Below are 21,190 nucleotides of genomic sequence, written 5' to 3' on the forward strand. Positions count from 1 at the left end.
TTGATTCATCGGCAAGACGCGTCCACAAAGGAGACCGGGAGGACCAGGTGGTCCGGCGTCGCATCAGCGATCTCCGGCGCACAAGGCACGGTTCGTCGCACATCGCTATCGATGACCGCCTACTGCGGGCGAGCTTCATGCTCGCGGTAGTCGCGTCGTTGGCCGCCGGCTTTGTGGCCGCCGTGCAGTGGAAAATGTCGACGAAGCAGTGAGCCTGGCCAGGCGGGCGCACCGTCGGGGTCGGCTATGCGGCGAACAGCTTCCAGTGCCCCTCGGAGACGACCTCGACGGCGCCGTCGGTCACCTTGATGGCCGTCTGGTCGTCGATTGCGTACGCCGGACCCGCGATCGCTGCCGCCCATCTCTCGGCAGCGGCCATGGTGTTGTCCGGCAGGAGACCCAGGTGCGGGAAAATCGAGAAGTCGACGACCCCGAGGGCGCTGTCGCCCCCATTGGGCGGCGTCCACTCGACGAAGTCCTCACCGATCCGCGGGGTCAGCACCATGCTCCCAGCACTCAACCCCACCCAGACGATGTCCCGCAGCGACGGCAGGAGGTCCGCCAGCCCGGACTGGCGCATCCAGTGACACAGGTACATCGCATCGCCGCCGGCCACCAGCAGGACGTCAGCCTCCCGGACCCAGGGCAACCACCGTTCCTCGCCGATGCTGGGCAGCGCTGTCAGCTCGAGGACGCCCAGCGACTTCCAGCCCAGGTCGCACATCGGTAGCGGCGTCTGGCCGGTGATGAAGCGCCAGGCCGAGGCTGGCCCGCACATGGGGTGGCCGTACTGCGCCGTAGGAACGCACAGGGCACTGGAGTCTGCGATCGGCTTGCCCAACAGGTCTACCAGCGAATCGCGGATGCTCGGGTTCGTGACGCCCGCGGAGGTGAGAAGAAGCCTCACGCTTGCCTCCTGTACATAGTGGACGCGTGCGAGGATAGTCCGCTGGTCTCGTTTTCATGGCCTTGCGTGTGCTTGCAGGGCCGAGTGCACGCCTGGCCGCTTGCTCTGGCGTCTCTCGGGCCGGCTTGTATCCGCCCCCCGGCAGGCCCCACAGGGACTGGTCGCCGTAGCTGTGTCGGACCAGGAGCACTCGGCCAGAGTCGGTTGGATGAACGATGAGCGCTTTCACGCCGTACGTTGTCGGCCTGACGATCCGCCAGTAGACAGCACGGACGCGATAGAGCAGCCTGAACGCGAACGGTGGAACCCTCATTCAACCATCATCCTTCGCGGAGGCTTGGATGACGCTGGTGCGGGTCCCCACGCGCGGGGGCCTTGTGAAGCGCCGTCGGCGCGTCCTGGTCGCCGCGGCGCTGGCTGTCATAGTGTGCGCCGTCGGGTATCTGTCTGCGGTCATCGCCCATCGCCTCGATCATGGCAGCTCATGGTGGCACGGCGCTGACGGGAGCTTCCGCACGGAAGGGCCGAGGGCGGAGCTGCGGTTCGCCTTCGACCCCGGAGGACAGGTCACTTTCGGCGTGTCCATCCGCAACCCCGGTCCGTGGCCAGTCACGATCACCGGTGTCGCGGTCGATGACGGTCCGGCGGATCACCACGTGTTCAAGATCGCGCATCTGGCGACAAACCATGCCGACAAGTCGACCGCCGTCGTGTTCGACCCGGCCGCGGCAACACCGTTGCGACCGACGAGGGTCGGGGTCGACATGGAACTGCCGGTCTTCGTCACGATCACGATTCCGAGCGTGGAGATGGGGTCCGGATCAGGGCTAGCTTTCGAAGACCTCGCGGTCGAGTACGACGTGCTCGGCCTGCCTCGTCACCAGCGGGTGCCGATGGGCTTCCGATTGTTGATCCACTCCGCAAACGGCCATGTTCCACGCTGACTCCGAACGCCGGAAGCCGATAGCGGCGCTGGCGGGCTGGTTGTGTTGCCGCGGAGGGTGAGGCCGCGGGAGCAACGGGCAAGGAGCGCGACGGGCGTCGCGGTAGCTCAGAATATTGGCCCTCGGCTCAGGATGTGCTCGAGTTCCTTATCGGGTCCTTGCTACGTGGGGCGTCAGCCGCGTCGCGGCCCTCGCGGACGACCTTGAGCGCGATGGCAGCCGACAGCAGCCCGAGGAGCCCGACGATCAAGACGTGGCCGCTGTTCTGTCCACTTTGGCCAATGACGAACCCGGCAGCAGCCGGGGCAGCCGTATACAAGCCACCAATGGCCACGACCGACCAGGCCGAACCCACCATCCTGTGCGCCAGCACGCCGATCAACCCCACGATCGCCAAAGACGACACAATGATCGAGGGACCGAGCACCGTCACGTCCGTCGTGTCGTAGAACATACCGCCGGCAACCGCGAGCCCGGCGACTCCGGCCACGGCGCAGCCAACACCCGCGACCGGTGACAGCGTCCCGCCGCGGTGGCGAGCCGCCGCGGCACCAAATGCGAGAGCGGCCGTCCCGGCGGCGAGCCAACCCTCGCCCGTCGACCACATGCTGACCAGCGCGGACCCGGCGAGAAGACCGGCGGCCACCACGAGCAGCCTGACCGCCGTCACCGGCCGCCTGCCCGCCCCGGCCGAAAGTGCGTCGCCGCTCTCACCAGTCACCATCGCTGGGCGTTCACCGGCGGCGCGGCCACGACCGGTGAGGCCGCTGCCCAACGCTCCGGCGCCCAACCCCAGCACAGTCACCAATACCCAGGCGCCAACATCACCCGCATGGTGTAGTGGTCGCCATCGCTGCGACCACCCGGCAGCGGCGTCACCACCAGATGCACAGCGACAAGCAGGAGTGGCCCAACCACCACCCCGACCAGCGGCGCACGGTCTGCCCGACGCCTGGCCCACCGGCCCACAAGCGCGGCCGGCAGCAGCGCCGACAGCACGACCATGGTGACCACGTCGGTCTGACCGGGCCAGGTCGGCGTGAACATCCCCAGCGGATGAACCGGCACGACATAGTCCCGGCCGGCCCGGTGAGGTTCGTAGGTGGCCCCTCGCAGCGAGGCTGTCACCACAATGACCCGTCCCGGCTGGATGCCAGACCGTGGGATTCGAGGGTGAGTTGGGTGGCTTCGGGTACCCCGAGTTCGTGGTAAATCTCCATGGCCTGCCGCAGGTGGACGAGGGCGGTGGTGGCGTCGTCGAAGCCGATGGCGGCGCGGCCGATGCCCTCCAACGCGTGGGCTTCGGCCAACCGGTGGCGGATGACGCGGGCGATCGCGAGGGCTTGGCGGTGGAAGGCCCGCGCCTGCTCGGGGCGTTCGGTGAGTCGGTGCAGCGTGCCGATGTGGTTGAGGGTTTCGGCCTCGTCGTGCGGCGCCCCGACCTCGCGCAGGATGGTCAGCGCCTGCCGGAGCAGGTCCTCGGCGCTGGGATAGTCTCCGGCGACATACCGCACCGCGGCGAGCTGGGTCAGCACGTTCCCCTCGTCGTGCCGGTTGCCGATGGCCCGGTGCAGGTTCAGGGCCTGTCTCAACAGGTCAGCGGCGCCCGAAGGGTTTCCGGTCAATCGCCGCACGATCCCGAGTTCGCTCAAGGTGATCGCCTGCCCACGCCGGTTACCGATGGCCTGGTACAGCTTCAGGGCCTGACCCAGCAGGCTGGCCGCGCCGGAAGCGTCTCCGGTCAACCGCCGCACACGCCCCAACTCCCTGAGCGCGGTCGCCTGACCGCGCTGGTCGCGCAGAACACGATGCAGGTTCAGGGCCCGGCCCAACAGGTCGGCCGCACCGGGATAATCACCGGCCAGGTACCGGACGACTCCCAGCTCGTGCAGGGTGTTGGCGTTGCCGCGCCGGTCTCCGATGGCGTGGAACAACCAAAGGGCCTGACCCAACAGGTCGGCGGCACCGGGATAGTCACCGGTCAACGACCGCACGGTCCCCAGCTCGTGCACGGTGTTGGCGTGTCCGAGCCGGTCACCGATGGCCCGGTACAGGCTCAAGGCTTGACCCAGCAGGTCGACCGCGCCCGGATAGCTCCCGGCCAGCCGGCGCGCGATACAGAGGTCGTGCAGCGCGTTGGCGTGGCCGCGCTGGTCGCCGCTTTGTCGGGCGATGGAGGCGGCGGTGTGGTGCAAGTCGATGGCCAGGCTCCACGGCCCGTCGGTGCGCAACAGGGCGGCGATTCCGGCGATGAGTCCGACGGCGTGCTCGTGTAACCGATGGGTGGTGGTGTGGTGAATACAGGCAAGGAGGTTCGCGCGTTCGGTGCGCAGCCACGCGGCCGCCTGCTTCCGGTCGTTGAGCTCGGGTGCGGCGGCTGGCTTGGATGTCGGGGAGGCGGCGGAGCGGGTGTGGCGTGTCAGGTAGGCGTCGGCGCGGGTGGCGGTGTGCTGGTAGTAGTCCAACAAGTTCGCAAGCGCCTGGTCACGCATTTCCGGTGGGTCGCGGATGGTGGCTTGGGCGTGGGCGTAGTCGCGGACGAGGTCGTGCATCCGGTAGCGGCGATAGGTTGGCTCGCCGAGCAGATGGTCGTTGTTCAGCGCGTCCAGCTCTTCCAACGCCCGCTCGTAGGAAACGCCGGTGAGGGCCGCGGCGGCGTAACCGTCGATGTCGCTTCCGGGGTGCAGACCCAGCAGACGGAAGAAGCGCTGCCGAGGCTCGGGCAGGTGGTGATACGACAGGTCGAACGCGGCTTTGACGGTGTGCTGTTCACCGGTAGCGGTCAGCCGCCGCCCCCGAATCTCCGCGACGAGCTGCGTCAGTGTCCAGGTGGGATGCCGGGTGTAGAGGCTGGCGATGATGGCGATCGCCAACGGCAAATGCCCACACACCTCCACCACATCTCTGACGGCGTCCGCCTGCGACTGGGCTCGCGGCGCCAATCGCGTGAACATGGCGATGGCGTCGATCGCGGGCAGGAGGTCCAGAAGCAGGTGGGTGGCGGTCAGATCGGCCAGCTGGCGCCGGGAGGTGACCAGGACCAGACAATCCGGGGTACCCGGGAGCAGCGGGGTGATCTGGTCGGTGCTGGCGGCGTTGTCCAACACGACGAGAGTGCGAGAACCAGCCAGACGATCGCGCCACATCGCGGCCCGTCCGTCGAGGCTGTCGGGCAGGTGACGTGGATCCACACCGTCGGCGATGAGCAGATCGGCCAAAGCGTCGGCCGGCGCGGTAGGTGGCTGGTCAGGGGTGTGGGCGTGCAGGTCGATGAAGACTTGCCGATCCGGGAAGCGGCCAGCGAGTTCGTGCGCCGCGTGAATCGCCAGGGCGGTTTTGCCGACGCCGGGCATGCCGTCGATGGCGTGGATGGCCACCACACCACCTTGCCGGGCCGCGTCGGTCACGGCGGTGATGTCAGCGAGTTCGCGGGTGCGTCCGATGAACGTGATCGTGTCGGCCGGCAGGGTGAACCGCACTGCCCGACGGGGCTCCGCCACCGGAGGCTGCGCCGCGGGTCGCGGACTCGTGCCGCCAGCCAGGATCTCCCGCTGTAGGCGTTGGAGGTCGGGTCCGGGTTCAAGGCCGAGTTCGCTGACGAGGATCCGGCGGCCCTCGTGGAAGACGGCCAGCGCCTCCGCGGGCTGGCCACACCGGGACAGGGCGAGCATGAGCTGGCCGCGCAGCCGCTGCCGCAGCGGATTTCCGGCGACCAGTTCCGTCAGCTCCGCGACCAGGTCACCGTGCCGCGCCAGGAGCAGGTCGGCCTCGACCCGATCCTCCACAGCCGACAGTCGCCGTTGCTCCAACCTGTTCTGCCGCTCGACCAACATGTCACAGCCGGCGGCGACATCCTCCAACGCCGGGCCGCGCCACAGCGCCAATGCCTGACGGAGGAGCTCGGCCGCTTGGCCAGGATCTCCCGCCGCCCGTCGCTCACGAGCCTGCCCGACCAGGCGGTCGAAATGGTGCAGGTCCAGCTCATCTGCAGCCACCCGCAACCGGTATCCAGGTGCGCGAAACACCAGCCGATCCCGCACGGTCGACCCCACACCACCGTCGGCTTCATCCAGCAACCGGCGCAGCTGAGAGACGCGGACCTGAAGCCCTCGCCGAGAACCCCGCGGCGGCTTGCGCTCACCCCACAACAGAGTCGTCAACTGCTCGACCGTCACCGTCCGGTTGGCGTGCAGCAGAAGCAAGGCCAGCAACGCCCGGCGCTGCCACCCACCCAACGGAATCTGGCCATCCGTGGACCACGCCTGCACCGCACCGAGCAAACGGAAATCCATCCCCCGAGCCCCCGGATCCCAAAGTCAGCGTCGCCGCTCACCGTAATCGTCAGAGTCAACCATCGATCGGTGCCGTCTGACCAGCGTCGTTAGGCGGGCGTTAAGCGTCTGGTGAGCGCGCGCCGCCACGCTGACCTCACCAGCCGCCCTCGGGGTGGTCACCAAAACAACACGGGAGGAAATCACATGCCGCGGCTCCTCAAGAGAACGACGATCATCCTCGGATTGATCGTGGCGATGCTGCTGCCCGGCGTAGCCGCGACGGCCAGTTCCACCGCGACCAGAACCGCCCCCGCCGGTGCCGCAGCCGCCGTGGATACGTGGCTCATCGGTACACCCGTGTCCGCGGGCTCGGGTCTCTACTGGTTCCCCTGCACCATCCCCAGCCAGCGCACCAACATCATCATCCTCGCCGTACCGTTCGGCGGGCATCCCGTCAACGACGACATCAACTGCACCCTCAGCGGTGAGCACGGCTTCGCCGCGCTCATCACCAACTCCAGCACGTCACGCACCGTCAAGGTCTGCAACCACACCTCCGTGTCGTTCTGGGAGGGCGTCAACGTCGCGAACGCGAGCGGCGGCGCGACCGGCGAGATCCGCTGGTACGAGGACACGCCAGGCGGTGGCTGCTACGTAACGAACATCAGCTACCCGGTTCGCAAGTTCTACGCGTACTGGGCCGGTAACGGCTCATACTCGCCGTGGGCGCCGCCGTACTAACTAGGGCCACGTGGAAGGTCGCATACCGGTGTCGTATGCGGCCTTCTGCCCGTCGCCGCCGGCGCTCTGGCCTGCCTGGTCGAACCCGGCCCGCGCACGCATGAGCTCGTCGAGATGGCAACGGGCCCAGCCACGCGCGTGCTCGATCACGTCGAGCAAGGAGCGACCGAGCGACGTCAGCTCGTACTCCACGCCGCCGTCATCGCCCTCGGCCAGACAGCGCCGCACCAGGCCGTCCCGCCCCATGGCGGCCAGGGTCTCGGCGAGCACCTTCGCGCTGATCGGCCGCAGATGGCGGCGCAGGACGCCGAACCGCCGCGGGCCACCCTCCAGGCACAGCACCACCATCGCGGTCCACTTGCCGCCGATCTGGATCGGGAACGCACTCGTCGGGCAGATCGGATCGAAGGAAGGCAACGGAGAACTGGTCCCGATCACAGACTCAGCGTACGTGGTTACGTTGCGGTGACCACCCATGCGGCGGCTACGGTCCCGGACATGTCCATCGCATCATCCGACCTTCCGCGGCGGGTCGCCGTCTTCGGCGCCGCCGGCCGCACCGGGCGCGCGGTCACCGCCACGCTGCTCCAGCAGAACCTTCACGTCGACGCCGTGCTCCGCGAACCGAGCCGGCATGACCCACCGCACCACCCGAATCTGCGCGTGATCCGGGGAGACGCCCAGCGGCCCGAGGAGCTGGCGGCGGACCTCCGTGCCGTCGACGCGATCGTGCTCTCCGTCACGCCGTTCACCGCGCCGCCCTCCTCGTTCGACGGCTTCGACCTCGACTACTACGCGAAGATCGTCGCTGGCGTCGACGCCAACTGGCACGGTCCCCGCCGACGCCTCGTCGCGGTCGGTCTGACGGCCACGCTGCGGCTCGACTCCGGCAAAACGGTCATGGACGACCCGGCTCTGTTTCCGCCAGAGCTAATGCCATTCGCCGAAGCGCACGCCAGACAACTGTCCGCGCTCGCCGGCACGAGCCTCGACTGGACGATCCTGGCCCCGCCGGCTGGATTCGGGGCACGGCAGGAGCCGGAGGTCGGGCAGGGCTACCGGCTGGTCACCGAACCCCTCACCCGCCAGCAGGCGACGGCCCAGCTCACCCACGCTCAGTACGCCCAAGCCGTCGCCGCCGAACTGGTCCACCCGACCGTCCACGCGGCCCGCGCCGCGGTCATTCCCAGCGAGTAACGGCGCCACCGGTCAGATCAGGTCGATGTAGTCGAGGTCTGCCGTGCCGGTGCCGCCGGCGTAGCGGGGAGCGCCTTTGGCCAGGCGGATGTGGTTGAAGCCGGCCCGCAGCGTCACCGTCGTGGTGACGGACCCGAACTGGCCGGCGCCGGTCGCCGGGTAGCTGACGGTGCCGAAGGCGCCGCCGTTGACCGACAGGCCCTGCGTCGCCGTGCCGCCGCCGGCGTTCGCGTATCGCACGGTCATCGTGTACGACCGCGCCGCCGGTACCTCGACGACGAAGTCCACATAGCTGTCGCTGCGCGGGTCGCAGCAGTTGGCGATGCGGCCGACGTAGCCGCCGTTGGACGCCGCGGAGTTGGACAGGGTGGCGGCGCGGAAGACCGATCCGTTCTCGGCCTCGTACCGCTGCTGGTAGCTGGGCACGCCGCTGGTCGGCTGGACGACCACGTGGTACGCGCTGCCAGCGGCCATGTTCGGGATGACGACCACCAGTTCGCCGTTCACGATCTGGTAGGTGCCCGTCGAAACGGTCGTGGGGGCGGTGACGGCGGTGAAGCGGCCGTTGGCCGGAGTGGACTCCACAGTGACCCGTGCGGTCGCTCCCAGCGCGCCGAGCCCGGTCAGGCGCACGCTGTTGGTGCCGGACTCGTCGCCGAGCGCCACGTGCACGATCCGGCGGGTGCTGTCGTACGCGGCGAACCCGTCGAGGCCGCTCTGGCTGGGCGGTGTGGTGGCGACCATGTTGCCGGCCATCTCGCCGTACCACTTGTAGAGCCACCACGTGCCGGTCGGCTGGTTGTTGTTGACGACGAGCCCGTTGACCGTGCCGTACTCGTACCAGAAGGCGCGCTGCGCGTCGGCGACACCGGCCCGTTCGAGCTTGGCGATGTAGTTGGCGACCCGGCCGGGCACGTCGACCTCGTCGGTCCACGCGTATTCGTTGATGGAGATGGGGCGGGGGCTTATGCCCAGTGACGCCTCCATCTGCCGGTAGGCGGCCACGTTGGCGGCGATGCTGGCGGAGGTGCGGTTGAGCTCGTGCCAGACGACCACGTCGGGCAGCGCGTTGTTGGCCTGGGCGTGGGTGAGGAACGACCGCATGTACGACGGCTGCCAGCCCGCGGTGCCGGGCCCGACGATCGGCGTCACGGTGTCGCGGGCGCGGATCTGCCGGTACGTGCGCACCCAGCCGTCGTTGAAGGGGCCGGCGGCGCTGGTGTTCCAGGTCCAGTCGGGCTCGTTCCAGATCTCCCAGCCGGCGACGTTGCTGACCCCGGTCGCGTTCAGCCGGGCGGTCACCATCGTGTCCACCTTGGACAGCCAGTCGGACCAGCTGACCCACTGGTACGGGAAGTTCGGGTAGATGTCGGGCATCCGGATGTACTGCCCGGCGCCGACCCGGTCGGCCTGCGGGGCGATCAGCAGCGAGTCACCGCCCGGCGGCTGCCCGTTGGGGCGCTGCCCCACACCGGGTGCCGGCTGGACCAGCTTGTTCAGGCGCAGCGGCAGCAGCGTCGAGTCCGCCGGGCGGCTGTTTTCGGCCAGGGCGTAGAGCCCGCCGGCGGCGGCGTGGGTGACCGGCCGGAACGGTGATCCGACCGCGACCGAGAGAACCCTGCCGACGGGCTGTTGCGGCGGGGTACCGGTCGCGGTCGGCACCACGGTTGGGCTGACCGTGGGGCTCACCGTGGGACTCGGGCTGGCGCTCGTCGGGCCCGCGGTCGGTGTGGTCGGGCTGCCGGTGCACACCGTGCCGTTCATCGCGAACGACGCGGGCGGCGTGTTCGCACCGCCGCTCCACGAGCCGTTGAAGCCGACGCCGACGGTGCCGTTCGTGGCCAGCGAGCCGTTCCAGCTCGCGTTGGCCACGGTCACCTCGGCGCCGGACTGGGTGAAGGTGCCGTTCCAGCCCTGGGTGACGGTCTGCCCGGCCGGGAACGTCCAGGTGAGCCGCCAGCTGGTGACCGGGTCGCCGAGGTTGGTCAGGCTGACGCTGGCGCCGAACCCGCCGGGCCACTGGTTGGTCACCGCGTACGTCGCCCGGCAGCCGGCGGCGGCCTGGGCCTGCCCGATGACGAGGACGGGTAGGGAGACGGTGACCGCGGCGGTCACCGCAAAGGCAATCAAGCGCCGGCGCATTTCCTGCCCGTCCTTCCAGCTCTGAATGGTCGCGCGAGGCAATTTCGGCAACCGGTTTCCGAGTTGCCAGGGTAATGCTCCCATATATCGACGTCAATGCGCAGCGGCGCTTCCTACGTCGGTATCCACACCCGCATGGCGCCGTCCGCGCGGTTGCCCCACAGGTGGTACGGGATCGCGGTCACGCCGATCCGCCGGCCGGGCGGGCCCGCGTGCGGCTCGGCGTACAGGGCCGGCGACGGCGGCGGCCGCAGGTACGCCTCGGCGGTGACCGCGAGCGCGCCGTGTGGCAGGTCCGGCGCGGGCGCCAGCCCCAGCCCGGCGGACGGGTCGAGTCGCACGTCGGCCAGGGCGGCGCCGCCGGGCAGGTCGGCCTGCTCCAGGCAGTACACCAGCGGCCCGCGTGCCAGCGCGACGCACCCGCGGACCGCGTCGACGTACGGGTGCGCGGCCACCAGTCGCGGCGGCATGTCGAGGTCGAGCTCGACCGTGCTGCTGGCCGGCCAGTCGCGGGAGAGTCGAAGGTATCCGTCTCGCACCGGCGCCGTGACCGGCTCACCGTCCACAGTGGCCGTGAACGCCACGCACCAGTGCGGGACGCGCAGCGCCAGGGTCCACGCCCGCCCCGCGTCCGAGCTCACCGTCATCCGGATCCGTCCGTGCCACGGATAGCCGGTCGACACGTCCACGTCGGCGAGGGCGGTGCGCACCGCGCCGGTGGCGTACAGGTGCAGTTGCACGCCGCCGTCGTCGGCCGTCGCGACGTAGGAATCCAGGGACGCCATGAGGCGGGCCAGGTTCGGCGGGCAGCACGCGCAGGAGTACCAGGGTTGGCGGCGCGCGGGCGCGTGGTCGTTGGCGGAGTCGTGGTCGGCGCGGCGCTGCAACGGGTTGGCGTAGAAGAAGTGCCGGCCGTCGACCGCGATCGCGGCCGGGATCGCGTTGTAGAGAGCGGTCTCCATCGTGTCGGCGTACCGGCCCTGCCCGGTGGCCAGCAGCATCCGCCAGTTGAACTGGAAGCTGGCGATCGCCGCGCAGGTCTCCGCGTACGCGCGGTCGGGCGGCAGCTCGTACGGGTCGCCGAACGCCTCGTCGCGGTGCCGGGAGCCCTGCCCGCCGGTGACGTACGTCTTCGTGCCGTACGCGTCGTCCCACATCCGCTCGGCCGCGGCCATCAGCGTCGTGTCACCGGTCTCGGCCGCCACGTCGACCACACCGGCCAGCAGGTAGAGCTGCCGCACGGCGTGCCCGGTGACGCCGGGCGCCTCCCGCACCGGCAGGTGGTCCTGCAGGTACGCCGGCCCGAACCGGCCCTGTCCAGCGAGGCCGCGCCCGCGCAGGTCGACGAAGCGCCGCGCGGTGTCCAGATACGGGCGGTGGCCGCTCAGCCGGTACAGCTCGACGAGCGCCGTCTCTATCTGCGGGTGGCCGCACACCACGTCGACGCCGCCGGGGCCGAACCGCGCCACGATCAGGTCGGCGAAGGCGCGCGCCACGCTCAGCAGCCGCTCCCCCACGCCGACCCGGGCGGCGGCGACGGCGGCCTGGATGAGGTGCCCGGCGCAGTACAGCTCGTGGCTCCACTCCAGCTCGCGAAAGCGCAGCTCGGGCCGCACGGTGGTGAAGTAGGTGTCGAGGTACCCGTCGTCGTGCTGCGCCTTGGCGAGCATCTCGGCGGTGCCGTCGACGAACTCCCGCAGTCGTGGGTCGGCGCCCGGACGCGCCAGCTCCCAGGCGGCGGCTTCGAGCGTCTTGTAGATGTCGGAGTCGGCGAACCACATCGGCGTGTACTCCCGGTCGCCGAGCCCGAGCGCCCGGCGCAGGTTGTCGAGCGCGCCGGCCTCGTCGAGCTGCGCGACGCAGTGCGGCAGGGTCGCCGTCGCGTTGCGCCGCTGCCAGGCGCCGAGCAGCCCGCCGGGGTCGAGGCGCACACTGTCCACTGTGAGTGGTCGCAGGGCGCCCGTGGACGGGCTGACCGGGCCCAGCCGCATGAATCTCCCCAGGAAACTTAGGCAATCGGTTTCCAGCAGGCTAGACAGGAGTATTGTGGGGCGTCAATAGTGAAGTTTCCCTATACGTCACGCAGTCATGAGAAAGCAGGCAACGTGGCCAAGCCGGGTCGCCCCTCGACCATCAGCGACGTCGCCGCGCTCGCGTCGGTCTCCGTGGGCACGGCGTCCAAGGCGCTCAACGGCAGCGGCTCCCTGCGCCCGGAGACCCGCCAGCGCGTCATGGACGCGGCGGCGCGGCTCGGCTTCCGGCCCAACGCCGCCGCACGCGCGCTCAACGAGGGCCGCACCTACACCGTCGGCATGATCACCACCGACAGCATCGGGCGGTTCAGCATCCCGATCCTCATAGGAGCCGAAGACGCCCTCGGCGCCGGCCGGATGTCCGTGTTCCTGTGCGACGCCCGCGACGACCCGATCCGCGAGGAGTACTACCTGCGGACGCTGCTCGGGCGGCGCGTCGACGGGATCATCGTGACCGGCCGCCGCAGCCAGGCCCGGCCACCGATCGCCGCCGACCAGCCAGTCCCGGTCGTGTACGCGTTCATCAGCTCCGCCGACGAGCGGGACTGCTCGGTCGTGCCCGACGAGGTCGGCGGCGCGGCCAAGGCCGTCGAGCACCTGCTCGCGGTCGGCCGGCGCCGCATCGCGCACGTGACCGGGCCGGAGCACCACCACTCCGCGCAGGTCCGCGCGGCCGCCGCCCGCGCGCGCCTGACCGACGACGGCCTGGACTTCGCGGTGCCGGCGCTGTTCGGCGAGTGGAGCGAGCAGTGGGGCCGGCAGGCGGTGAGCCTGCTGCTCGCCTCCGGCACCGCGTTCGACGCGGTCTTCTGCGGCAGCGACCAGATCGCCCGCGGTGTCGCCGACGGCCTGCACGCCGTCGGCATGCGGGTGCCCGACGACGTCGCGCTCGTGGGCTTCGACAACTGGAGCGTCATGGCGCTGGCCTGCCGGCCGCCGCTGACCAGCGTCGACATGGACCTGGAAGGCATCGGCCGGGTCGCCGCCAACCTCCTGCTCGCCGCCATCAACGGCGAGCCCGCCCCCGGCCGGCACACCCACCCGTGCCGGCTGGTCGTCCGCGAGTCGACAGCGGCACCCCCGGGCCTCGCGCCCCGCCCATAGAGGTGCGGCCGCGCTCCGACGCTTCACCCGCCCAGGACAGACATGTGAGCTACCGCGATGCCCGCCGAGGTCGAGGCCCGTTGCTCCCGCGGCCTCACCCTCCGCGGTGCCAGCCCCAACCCGGGTGGGTCGTGGGGCGCCGGAGGGCGAGGCCGCGGGAGCAACGGCATGGGGCACGGCGGGCATCGCGGTAGCTCAGAATCTCTTCGCTCCGGAGATCCTGCGCCGATCTTGCACTTGTCATGTCCCAAACCGGGCATTCCGCCATGACAACTGCAAGATCGGCGCAGGGTCTGGGTCGACGGCGAACGGGCGGTATGGGGTGAGGGGGACTGGGGGCGGTGGGTGAGGCTGCGGATCGACGGTCTGGCCCGCGACGGACATCGCGGTGGCTCAGATCGGGTCTATCGGGCTTATCGGGCGAGATGTAGGGCTGGGCCGCCTCTCCGGACCGCGTCGATCAAGGAGATCCGCATGGATCAAGGGCGAATGCACGCGGTTTCGCGATCAAACCGCGTGCGTTCGCCCTTGATCGGCGTGGCGGGGCGGGCGGGGCGTGGCGGCGTGGGGTGGGGCGCGGGCGTTGGGGTGGGAGGTTTCTAGCGGCCGGTGAAGTGGGCGGGGCGCTTGTCGAGGAAGGCTCGCATGCCCTCGGCCTGATCCTCCGTCGCGAATAGGGCGTGAAATACGCGCCGTTCGAAGAGCAGGCCCTCTCGCAGGCTCACCTCCTGGGCCCGGTCCACCGCCTCGCGGGCCGTCATCGCGGCCGGCTTGCCATATCCGGCGATCTTTTCGGCGGCGGCCAGCGCCTCCGGCAGCAGGCGGTCGGCGGGGAACACCCGGGCGACCAGGCCGGCTCGCTCCGCCTCGGCCGCGTCGATCAGGCGGCCGGTGAGGATCATGTCCATCGCCTTGGCCTTGCCGACGAGCCTGGTCAGGCGCTGCGTGCCGCCGATGCCCGGTATGACGCCGAGCGTGATCTCCGGCTGCCCGAACCGGGCGGTGTCGGCGGCGTAGATGATGTCGCACATCATGGCCAGTTCGCAGCCGCCGCCGAGGGCGTAGCCGGCCACGGCGGCGATCTTCGGGGTACGCAGCGCGGTGAAGCCGTCCCAGCCGGCGAAGAAGTCCTCGGTGAACATCTCGACGGAGGATTTCGGTGCCATCTCCCGGATGTCGGCGCCGGCGGCGAAGGCGCGTTCGGAGCCGGTGACGACGAAGCAGCCCACCCCCGGGTCGCGGTCGAGTGGCCGGAGCGCGTCGACCAGCTCGGTCATCAGCTCGGTGTTGAGCGCGTTCAGTACCTCCGGCCGGTGCAGGTGCACGATGACGACCCGGTCACGCTGTTCGATCTTGATGTTGTCCATGCGGTTCCCACCCTCCACTTAGGAGTCCCAGATGGCGCCGTACGCCGGGATTCCCCGGCGTTCCAGGCCGTGGACGACCTGCCAGGTCAGCTTCTTGTTCGAGATGCAGATGACGGCCTCGGCCCCGAACGCCACGTACGCGGCGTAGGCCAGCTGGACCATGTCGGGCTTGCCGTGTTCGGCGGTGTCCCACACGGTCGCGTCGGGCTGGCCGGCCAGGATCTCGTCGACCAGCTCGTCGCCGTAGGTGGCTCGCGGGCTGCGGGTCGCCCAGACCAGCCGGGAGGGCACCTTCCGGGCCAGCAGATGCGGCAGTACCGGGCCGATGCCGCTGCCGGTGGCGACGTACACCACCTTGGTGAACAGGGTCTCGATGTTGGCGACCCCCGCGGTCGTGATGCCCTTGACCCACACGTGCGTCGGCATGTCGTCGATGAACGACCCGGTCCAGTCGCCGGCGCGGGAGATGGTGAGCCGGAAGCCGGCCTCGCCCGGGGCCGGCACATTGGCGAACGAGTGCCATTCCCACAGTGGACGGCGGCTGATCGCGGTGGACGATCCGGCGAACGGGGTCACCCCGTGGTTGAAGCGCGCCAGCGCCACGTGGTTGGAGGGCCGGCTGACATCCACCCGTACCCGGCGCAGGCGCAACCACGGCAGCGCGACGCTGAAGGTGAGCAGGGCCAGTACCCAGAGCTGCGGCGCGGCCAGCGGGCTGCCGGGTTCCGGACGGACGGACAGCACGGTCTGTACCCAGAACAGGACCAGCGCGCTCCAGCCGCCGAACCGGTGCGCCCGTTCGAACCGGTCGTGCCGCCTGGCCCGGTAGCCGGGGCGCGCCATCGCCACGATGACGGCCAGCAGGGCCAGCAGCGCGTACGAGACGACGAGCAGGCCGGTGGAGACCGCCGGATCGCCGCGCAGCGCGGCGACGGTGAGCGAGCCGCTGAGGACGAGAAACCACAGCGTCCCGGCGAGGGCGCCGCCGACGTGCAGCCCGCCGAAGTGGTACACCTTCGCCAGGGTCCAGCGGATCCGCAGCGGCCAGTGGGTGGGCGCTCGGGTGGCGAGCCAGAACAGCAGGTTGACGACGTACTGCTGGCGGATGAGGATGGCGAGCGCGAAGTTGGCCAGTACCGCCGCGGAGATGGCCGCGAGGTCGATGTGTCCGCCCGACCACCAGCCGCCACCCGTGAGGGCGTGACCGAGCAGGGCCAGGTTCGCGACGCCGACGAGAGCGGCGAGGCGGTTGTGGTGCATCAGCCGGGGATGCTTGAGGAGCCGGCGCAGCGGCGAGGTCGGTGGTGGCAGTGCGAGCTGGTCGGCGGCGGAGGCGGCGGGAGCGGCCGGGCTGATGACGCTCATGCCGCCAACCCCATGATGTGCCGCAGCGCCGCCTTGTCGATCTTTCCGCGGCTGGTCTCGGGCAGGACGGGCAGCGGGTACACGACCGTGGGGACGCAGTAGTAGGGCAGCACGGAGGCGACCGCCTGCCTGGCGATCTCCGGGTCGACGTGGCCGGGCGCGACGAAGGAGACGAGGCTGCGATCGTCGAGCTTGAGCGTGACCGCCCGCCGGCAGCCCGGTACCGACTCGAGGATGGCCGATACCGAATCCAGCTCCACGCGGAATCCGCGGACCTTGACCTGGTCGTCCGTGCGGCCCAGGTGCTCCAGTCGCCCGTCCGGGGTCCAGCGGCCGAGGTCCCGGGTGCGGAACATCAGGCGGTCGCCGCCGAGGAACGGGTCGGGGACGTAGCGCTCCGCGTTCAGTGCCGCGTCGCCCAGGTATCCGGCGGAGACGCAGTCTCCCCCGGCCCACATTTCGCCGGTGGCGCCGATAGGGCATGGATGTCCGGTCGGGTCGAGCACGTACACGGTGTTGTTGGGTGTGGGGCGCCCGATGGTGAGCGGTCCGGCGGGGTCGTGGCGGTGCATCGTGTTGACGATGGTGGTTTCGGTGGGGCCGCACGCGTTGTAGAAGGCGGCGCGGCGGGCCCACCGGTCGGCGAGTGCTCGCGGGCAGGGCTCGCCGGCCACCGCCACCACCTTCACCGGCCCGCACCGGTCGGGGTCGAGTCCACCCAGGACGGTCGGGGTGGCGACGATGACGTCGACGCGCTGGGCGGTCTCGGCGATGTCCTGGCCCCGGATGACGAGGGTGGCGCCGTGGCTGAGGCAGCCCAGGATCTCCCACGCCGCCATGTCGAACGCCACGTTGAGCAGCTGCCCGACCCGCCATCCCGGCCGGATGCCGAGGTCTCCGGGCGCGGTGAGCAGGATGTTGCAGACGTTGCGGTGGGTGACGGCGACGCCGTTGGGGCGGCCGGTGGTGCCGGAGGTGAACAGCACATAGCAGTTCTCGCCGGCGCCGACCGGGCGGTACTGGTCGCCCCCGTCGTCCGACGACATCAGGGTGTCGATGGCGATGAGGCGGTGGCCGGCGGGCACCGGTATCCGATCGGCGACGCCGGACGTGGTCAGGATGACCCGGGTCGCCGCGGCGTCGATGACGTGGCGGAGGTGGGCGGTCGGGGCGAGGCCGGCGTCCTGCGGGACGTACGCGGCGCCGGCCTTCAGGACGCCGAGTATCCCGACCAGCATGGGAATGCCGCGCCGGACGAACACCGCGACGTTGTCGCCGGGGCGGACGCCGTGGCCGGCCAGCCGGGCGGCGAGCCGGTTCGCCTGGCGGTCCAGCTCGCCGTAGGTGATCGTCTCGCCGTGGTGTTCGGCGGCGGTGGCGTCCGGGCGGGTTGCCGCGTGCCGCTCGAACGCGTGGTGGATGTGGGTGTCCGGTACCGCCGCGACCAGCCCCTGCCCGAAGAGCTGGAACCTGCGGCGGTCATGGCCTGACAGATGGTCCAGCAGGGGTGTGGACCAGGCCGTCGAGGTCCGTTCGATCAGTTGCTGATACATCGCGGCATGTCCCTCCGATCGATGTGTGCGCGCCAGCCGCACATGTACATCGATGCTTGTGGAGAGATCTCAGAACGTTCTTAGAAGGCGTCCGGGCCGGCGCCGTGGGCAGCCGCACGGTGAATCGCGCGCCCCGCCCGGGCTGGCCGGCAGCGGTGATGGTGCCGCCGTGGCTCTCGACGACCTCCCGGGTCAGCGCGAGCCCGATGCCGAACCGCTGGCCGGTGCCGGCGGTCCCCCGGACGAACCGGTCGAACATCGTGCCGGCCCGCGCCGGATCGAAGCCGACACCGGTGTCCGCGACGACCAACTCCACCGCGCCGCCGCCGTCGACGGCCGTAACGGAGACCGTGATGCGTCCCTGCGGCGGCGTGTGCCCGATAGCGTTGTCCAGCAACGCCGACACCATCCGCCGCAGGGCGGACACGATCCCCGGCACCACGAGCGGCCCGGCTCCCACCTCGAGTTCCGCGGACAAGCCGCGCTCGTCCAGGCGCCCCGCCTCCGCGGCGAGCAGGTCGGCGGCGACCGCGGCGAGGTCGACCCGCTCGTTTCCGGCGGCGTCCGAGCCCAGCCGCGCGCCGCGCAACACGTCGTCGAGCACCTCGCCGAGCTCGCGGGTGCCCGCCACCATCCGGCGCAGCTCCGTCGCGAGCGGCTCGGGCAGCTCGTCGGCTCGCCGCAGAAGGAGCTGGCTGCGCACGTGCAGGCGCGTGAGGGGTGCCCGCAGCTCGTGGCTCGCGTCGGCGACGAGGCGGGAGCGCCGGTCCAGCAGTTCGGCCATCGGGTCCAGCACCCGCCGGGCCACCAGGCCGCCGACGGTGACCGCCACGACCAGCCCCACCAGCAGGCAGGCCACCCCGCCGACGAGCAGGACCACGCCACTGATCGCCGAAGCGACACTCGCCGCCATCACCAGTCGGGCCCGGCACAGGAGGCGCCTTTCCCGGTCCTGGGTCGCTGCGCTCACAGGGCGCCGATCTGGTAACCCAACCCGTGGATGGTGCGCACGATACCGGGCCCCAGTTTGCGCCGCAGATAGTGCACATAGGTATCCACTATGGACTCGGAGTCGGCTCCGTGGAATATCCGGCCGCGCAACTGGGCACGGCTGTGCACCGCTCGTGGTCGCGTCGCGAGCGAACGGATCAGCGCGAACTCGCGCCCCGACAGACTGACGAATTCGCCATTGGGTAAATGCGCACCGCGCAGCGCCATGTCGAGCCGCGCCGCACCCAACGGAATCACTTCCGCGTCGTCGACCGGGCGCCGGCTCAACGCCCGCACCCGGGCCAGCAACTCCGCTATCTCAAAGGGTTTGGCGAGGTAGTCGTCGGCGCCGGCGTCGAGCCCGGCGACCAGATCGGCGGTGTCGCCGAGCGCGGTCAGCATCAGGACGCGGGCGCTCACTGCCCGCTGGCGCAGGCGCGCGACGACCTCCAGGCCGTCCATTCCCGGCAGCCCGCGATCCACGACAATCAGCCTGTACTGCCGAGTCAGTCCGAAGTGGAGTCCACGCTGGCCGTCGGACGCGTGGTCGATGGGATAGCCCTCGGCGGCGAACAGCGCAACCAACATTTCGGCCAGTTCGCCATCGTCTTCCACGAGGAGAACCCGCCGCGAGTCGTCGGTTGAACGCTCATCCACTCCAACATCATGACATCAGCCGACGCGATTGTCAGGGAGTCGGAACCAAAAACATTGTTACCTATCAATACTTTTGAAGTGTTCCAAATTGGACGATCGGTTTCGGTGGCTTATACGGAATGATTCAAGGAAGCGCGATAACCACCCGATACCGCTACCCCGAATCGATCGCACAGCCGGCCTCCTCGGCCATCTACTCGTCTCGGCGGAGGTGACCGTGGAGGAAGGTGTGGACGCCCGCGGTGACCGTCGTGGTGATTTCGTCGACGGGCGGTGCGGCGAGGTGGGCCGGCAGTCCAGCTGAGATCAGTACCAGCAGGTGCAGGGCTGGCCGAGTACGGCCTGTCGGTGCTGGACGAGCCCTTGCCCGCCCTGTTCGGCGCCTACCACCACGCGCACACCAACCGGTGGGCCCAGACCATCGGCTCCTTCGACGGCTTCGTCTTCGTCACCCCCGAGTACAACCACTCGGCCCCCGCCGCGCTGAAGAACGCCATCGACTTCCTGTTCGCCGAGTGGAACAACAAGGCAGCCGGCTTCGTCAGCCACGGCGTGCACGGCGGCGTGCGCGCCGTGGAGCACCTGCGGCATGTCATGACCGAGCTCCAGGTGGCCAACGTGCGCACCCAGGTCGCGTTGTCAGCCTTCACCGATTTCGAGATCTCCGACCCGACCGAGCCCGGCACCATCGCCCCTGGCCCACACCAGGAGCCGACCCTCAACGAACTGCTCGACGAGGTCATCGCCTGGTCCGGGGCACTCCAGCCGCTGCGTGCGGCCGCCGATCAGACGGTGGCCGCGTGAGCATGCGCTATCGGCTCCTGGGCCGTTGGGCTTTCCAGAGCCGTCGGTGCCCACCAGCATGCTCATTTGCCGTTGCGGGCGCAACCGAACATGCTGGATGTACAGGGAGGGCATGTGGAGCGCGGCGAGGTTTGGTGGGCTCAGTTCGACGAGGAGCGGCCTCTCGTGCTGCTCCAGGGAGGTGCGGGGCCGGAGTTCCGCGCCATGCAGATCGTTGAACCGGCCACCCCGGCGCAGAAGCTCGGATTCGTCCTGATGTCTGGCGAGCAGGCGGTCGACGTCGATGAGCGACGCCGGATCGTCGAGGAGGCCGGGCCGGACGCGGTCATCGGCGTCGAGGTCTCCTTCGGAGCCGAGGAGGGCCTGGCAGAGAGCGGCGTGGTCCGAGTGGCGCTACCCAAGGACGGGAAAGTCTTTTGCACCTGGAGCACGGCTGTCAGCGAGGAGTCGCTGATCAAGCGGATTGGCACGCTATCCCCGGCCAAGCAGCACGAGTTGGACGTAGCCCTGGCGCTCGCCGGCTACGAGTGGGCGCGGAGGATGGTTAACACACCTGGTGGTTCAGAATCCGATGGCTTCGCGGAGCAGTAGGACGGTGCCGCGCCCCGGGTGCGGTTCTGCGTTGAGGATGAGCAGGCGGTTCAGGGCGCTGGGCTGTCCGTAGGCCGTCATGGCGCGTTCGTGTTCCAGCGGCAGGCAGTGGTCTTCGACGCGCCGGAGCGCGGTGTCCAGGTCGGGTACGACCTTCTGCGCCCCGACGATCCAGATGGCGCGGGCGGCGGCGCCCGAGTAGCCGGCCAACTGGCTTCCGCTGGCCGAGGCGGCCACCAGGGATCCGGTCTCGGTGACCGCCGCGACGCTGCCGACGATGACGTCGGGGCAGGCGAGCATCCGCCAGATCTCGGCCAGTTGGGTGGCGCGGTCCATGGTTCGGGTGCGTGCCTTGACGGACTGGTATCGCCCGCTGCCGTTGATGTCTACGTCGATGCCGGACAGGCGGAGGGTCTCGCTAGCCCCGGTGAACACTCCAGTCGCTGTTTGGGCGCCGCTTCGACGAAGGGTGTTTGCGGAACTGCGGTGGTCATGATGTCGCTGAGCCTTTCTGGATGGGG

General features: G+C 70.0%; 19 protein-coding genes and 1 pseudogene. 6 read left to right on the forward strand and 14 right to left on the reverse strand.

Features of this window, described 5'->3' with window-relative positions:
- Positions 1–244 precede the first annotated feature (244 nt).
- Both QMG73_RS30645 and QMG73_RS46500 read right to left on the reverse strand, forming a co-directional pair.
- On the reverse strand, positions 245–907 hold the full coding sequence (locus QMG73_RS30645) for a Type 1 glutamine amidotransferase-like domain-containing protein (protein ID WP_281901453.1): 663 nt from the start codon (positions 905–907) through the stop codon (positions 245–247).
- A 94-nt stretch (positions 908–1,001) separates the two neighbouring features.
- A pseudogene (locus QMG73_RS46500) lies at positions 1,002–1,220 on the reverse strand (NUDIX domain-containing protein); the annotation flags it as partial.
- 64 nt (positions 1,221–1,284) lie between these two features.
- On the opposite strand from QMG73_RS46500, the gene QMG73_RS30650 reads away from it, so the two are divergent.
- The gene (locus QMG73_RS30650; RefSeq protein ID WP_281901455.1) at positions 1,285–1,851 is read left to right on the forward strand and encodes a hypothetical protein; all 567 of its coding nucleotides are present in this window, start codon (positions 1,285–1,287) and stop codon (positions 1,849–1,851) included.
- Positions 1,852–1,978: 127 nt separating this feature from the next.
- On the opposite strand, the gene QMG73_RS30655 is transcribed toward QMG73_RS30650, so the two are convergent.
- The 3 genes from QMG73_RS30655 to QMG73_RS30665 form a co-directional block, all read right to left on the reverse strand.
- Entirely contained in the window at positions 1,979–2,521 is a 543-nt protein-coding gene (locus QMG73_RS30655) for a hypothetical protein (RefSeq protein WP_281901457.1), read from the reverse strand.
- Positions 2,522–2,652: 131 nt separating this feature from the next.
- Positions 2,653–2,919: a hypothetical protein gene (locus QMG73_RS30660; protein WP_281901459.1), complete on the reverse strand. Its 267-nt coding sequence runs from the start codon at positions 2,917–2,919 to the stop codon at positions 2,653–2,655.
- 56 nt (positions 2,920–2,975) lie between these two features.
- Positions 2,976–6,143, reverse strand: coding sequence for an AfsR/SARP family transcriptional regulator (locus QMG73_RS30665; RefSeq protein ID WP_281901461.1), 3,168 nt, complete (start codon positions 6,141–6,143; stop codon positions 2,976–2,978).
- Positions 6,144–6,329: 186 nt separating this feature from the next.
- Between QMG73_RS30665 and QMG73_RS30670 the strand changes: the two genes are divergently transcribed.
- The gene (locus tag QMG73_RS30670) at positions 6,330–6,866 is read left to right on the forward strand and encodes a hypothetical protein (RefSeq protein ID WP_281901462.1); all 537 of its coding nucleotides are present in this window, start codon (positions 6,330–6,332) and stop codon (positions 6,864–6,866) included.
- Here the strand turns inward: QMG73_RS30670 and QMG73_RS30675 are convergent, their stop codons facing one another.
- Entirely contained in the window at positions 6,867–7,304 is a 438-nt protein-coding gene (locus tag QMG73_RS30675) for a winged helix-turn-helix transcriptional regulator (RefSeq protein WP_281901463.1), read from the reverse strand. It lies immediately after the preceding gene.
- Positions 7,305–7,364: 60 nt separating this feature from the next.
- Here QMG73_RS30675 and QMG73_RS30680 point away from each other — a divergent pair, with 60 nt between their 5' ends.
- Entirely contained in the window at positions 7,365–8,063 is a 699-nt protein-coding gene (locus QMG73_RS30680) for an NAD(P)-dependent oxidoreductase (RefSeq protein WP_281901465.1), read from the forward strand.
- Positions 8,064–8,075: 12 nt separating this feature from the next.
- Here the strand turns inward: QMG73_RS30680 and QMG73_RS30685 are convergent, their stop codons facing one another.
- Positions 8,076–10,205, reverse strand: a complete 2,130-nt coding sequence (locus QMG73_RS30685; RefSeq protein WP_281901467.1) for a cellulose binding domain-containing protein — start codon at positions 10,203–10,205, stop codon at positions 8,076–8,078.
- A gap of 113 nt (positions 10,206–10,318) precedes the next feature.
- Entirely contained in the window at positions 10,319–12,196 is a 1,878-nt protein-coding gene (locus QMG73_RS30690; RefSeq protein WP_281901469.1) for a glycoside hydrolase family 127 protein, read from the reverse strand.
- Between the two features lie 114 nt (positions 12,197–12,310).
- Here QMG73_RS30690 and QMG73_RS30695 point away from each other — a divergent pair, with 114 nt between their 5' ends.
- Positions 12,311–13,342, forward strand: coding sequence for a LacI family DNA-binding transcriptional regulator (locus QMG73_RS30695; RefSeq protein ID WP_281901470.1), 1,032 nt, complete (start codon positions 12,311–12,313; stop codon positions 13,340–13,342).
- A 599-nt stretch (positions 13,343–13,941) separates the two neighbouring features.
- Here the strand turns inward: QMG73_RS30695 and QMG73_RS30700 are convergent.
- The 5 genes from QMG73_RS30700 to QMG73_RS30720 are packed head-to-tail and all read right to left on the reverse strand — an operon-like array spanning position 13,942 to position 19,274.
- Positions 13,942–14,709: an enoyl-CoA hydratase gene (locus QMG73_RS30700; protein WP_281901472.1), complete on the reverse strand. Its 768-nt coding sequence runs from the start codon at positions 14,707–14,709 to the stop codon at positions 13,942–13,944.
- 18 nt (positions 14,710–14,727) lie between these two features.
- Positions 14,728–16,074 carry a ferredoxin reductase domain-containing protein gene (locus QMG73_RS30705; protein ID WP_281901474.1) on the reverse strand — a complete coding sequence of 449 codons (1,347 nt, stop codon included), beginning with the start codon at positions 16,072–16,074 and terminating at the stop codon, positions 14,728–14,730.
- On the reverse strand, positions 16,071–17,627 hold the full coding sequence (locus tag QMG73_RS30710) for an amino acid adenylation domain-containing protein (RefSeq protein WP_281901476.1): 1,557 nt from the start codon (positions 17,625–17,627) through the stop codon (positions 16,071–16,073). The genes QMG73_RS30705 and QMG73_RS30710 overlap by 4 nt, the downstream gene beginning before the upstream one ends.
- A complete protein-coding gene (locus QMG73_RS30715) occupies positions 17,554–18,597 on the reverse strand; it encodes a sensor histidine kinase (RefSeq protein ID WP_281901478.1) in 1,044 nt (347 codons plus the stop codon). The genes QMG73_RS30710 and QMG73_RS30715 overlap by 74 nt, the downstream gene beginning before the upstream one ends.
- Positions 18,594–19,274: a response regulator transcription factor gene (locus QMG73_RS30720; RefSeq protein ID WP_281901480.1), complete on the reverse strand. Its 681-nt coding sequence runs from the start codon at positions 19,272–19,274 to the stop codon at positions 18,594–18,596. Before QMG73_RS30720 ends, QMG73_RS30715 begins: the two co-directional genes overlap by 4 nt.
- Positions 19,275–19,622: 348 nt before the next feature.
- Here QMG73_RS30720 and QMG73_RS30725 point away from each other — a divergent pair, with 348 nt between their 5' ends.
- Together QMG73_RS30725 and QMG73_RS30730 are read left to right on the forward strand one after the other, a co-directional pair.
- Entirely contained in the window at positions 19,623–20,078 is a 456-nt protein-coding gene (locus QMG73_RS30725; RefSeq protein ID WP_281901482.1) for an NADPH-dependent FMN reductase, read from the forward strand.
- A 114-nt stretch (positions 20,079–20,192) separates the two neighbouring features.
- Positions 20,193–20,669, forward strand: a complete 477-nt coding sequence (locus QMG73_RS30730) for a hypothetical protein (RefSeq protein ID WP_281901484.1) — start codon at positions 20,193–20,195, stop codon at positions 20,667–20,669.
- Here the strand turns inward: QMG73_RS30730 and QMG73_RS30735 are convergent.
- A complete protein-coding gene (locus tag QMG73_RS30735; RefSeq protein WP_407676882.1) occupies positions 20,640–21,104 on the reverse strand; it encodes an LUD domain-containing protein in 465 nt (154 codons plus the stop codon). The two genes, QMG73_RS30730 and QMG73_RS30735, sit on opposite strands and share 30 nt — an antisense overlap.
- Positions 21,105–21,190: the final 86 nt, after the last annotated feature.

Source organism: Phytohabitans aurantiacus (assembly GCF_027923225.1).
Classification (GTDB): Bacteria; Actinomycetota; Actinomycetes; order Mycobacteriales; family Micromonosporaceae; genus Phytohabitans; species Phytohabitans aurantiacus.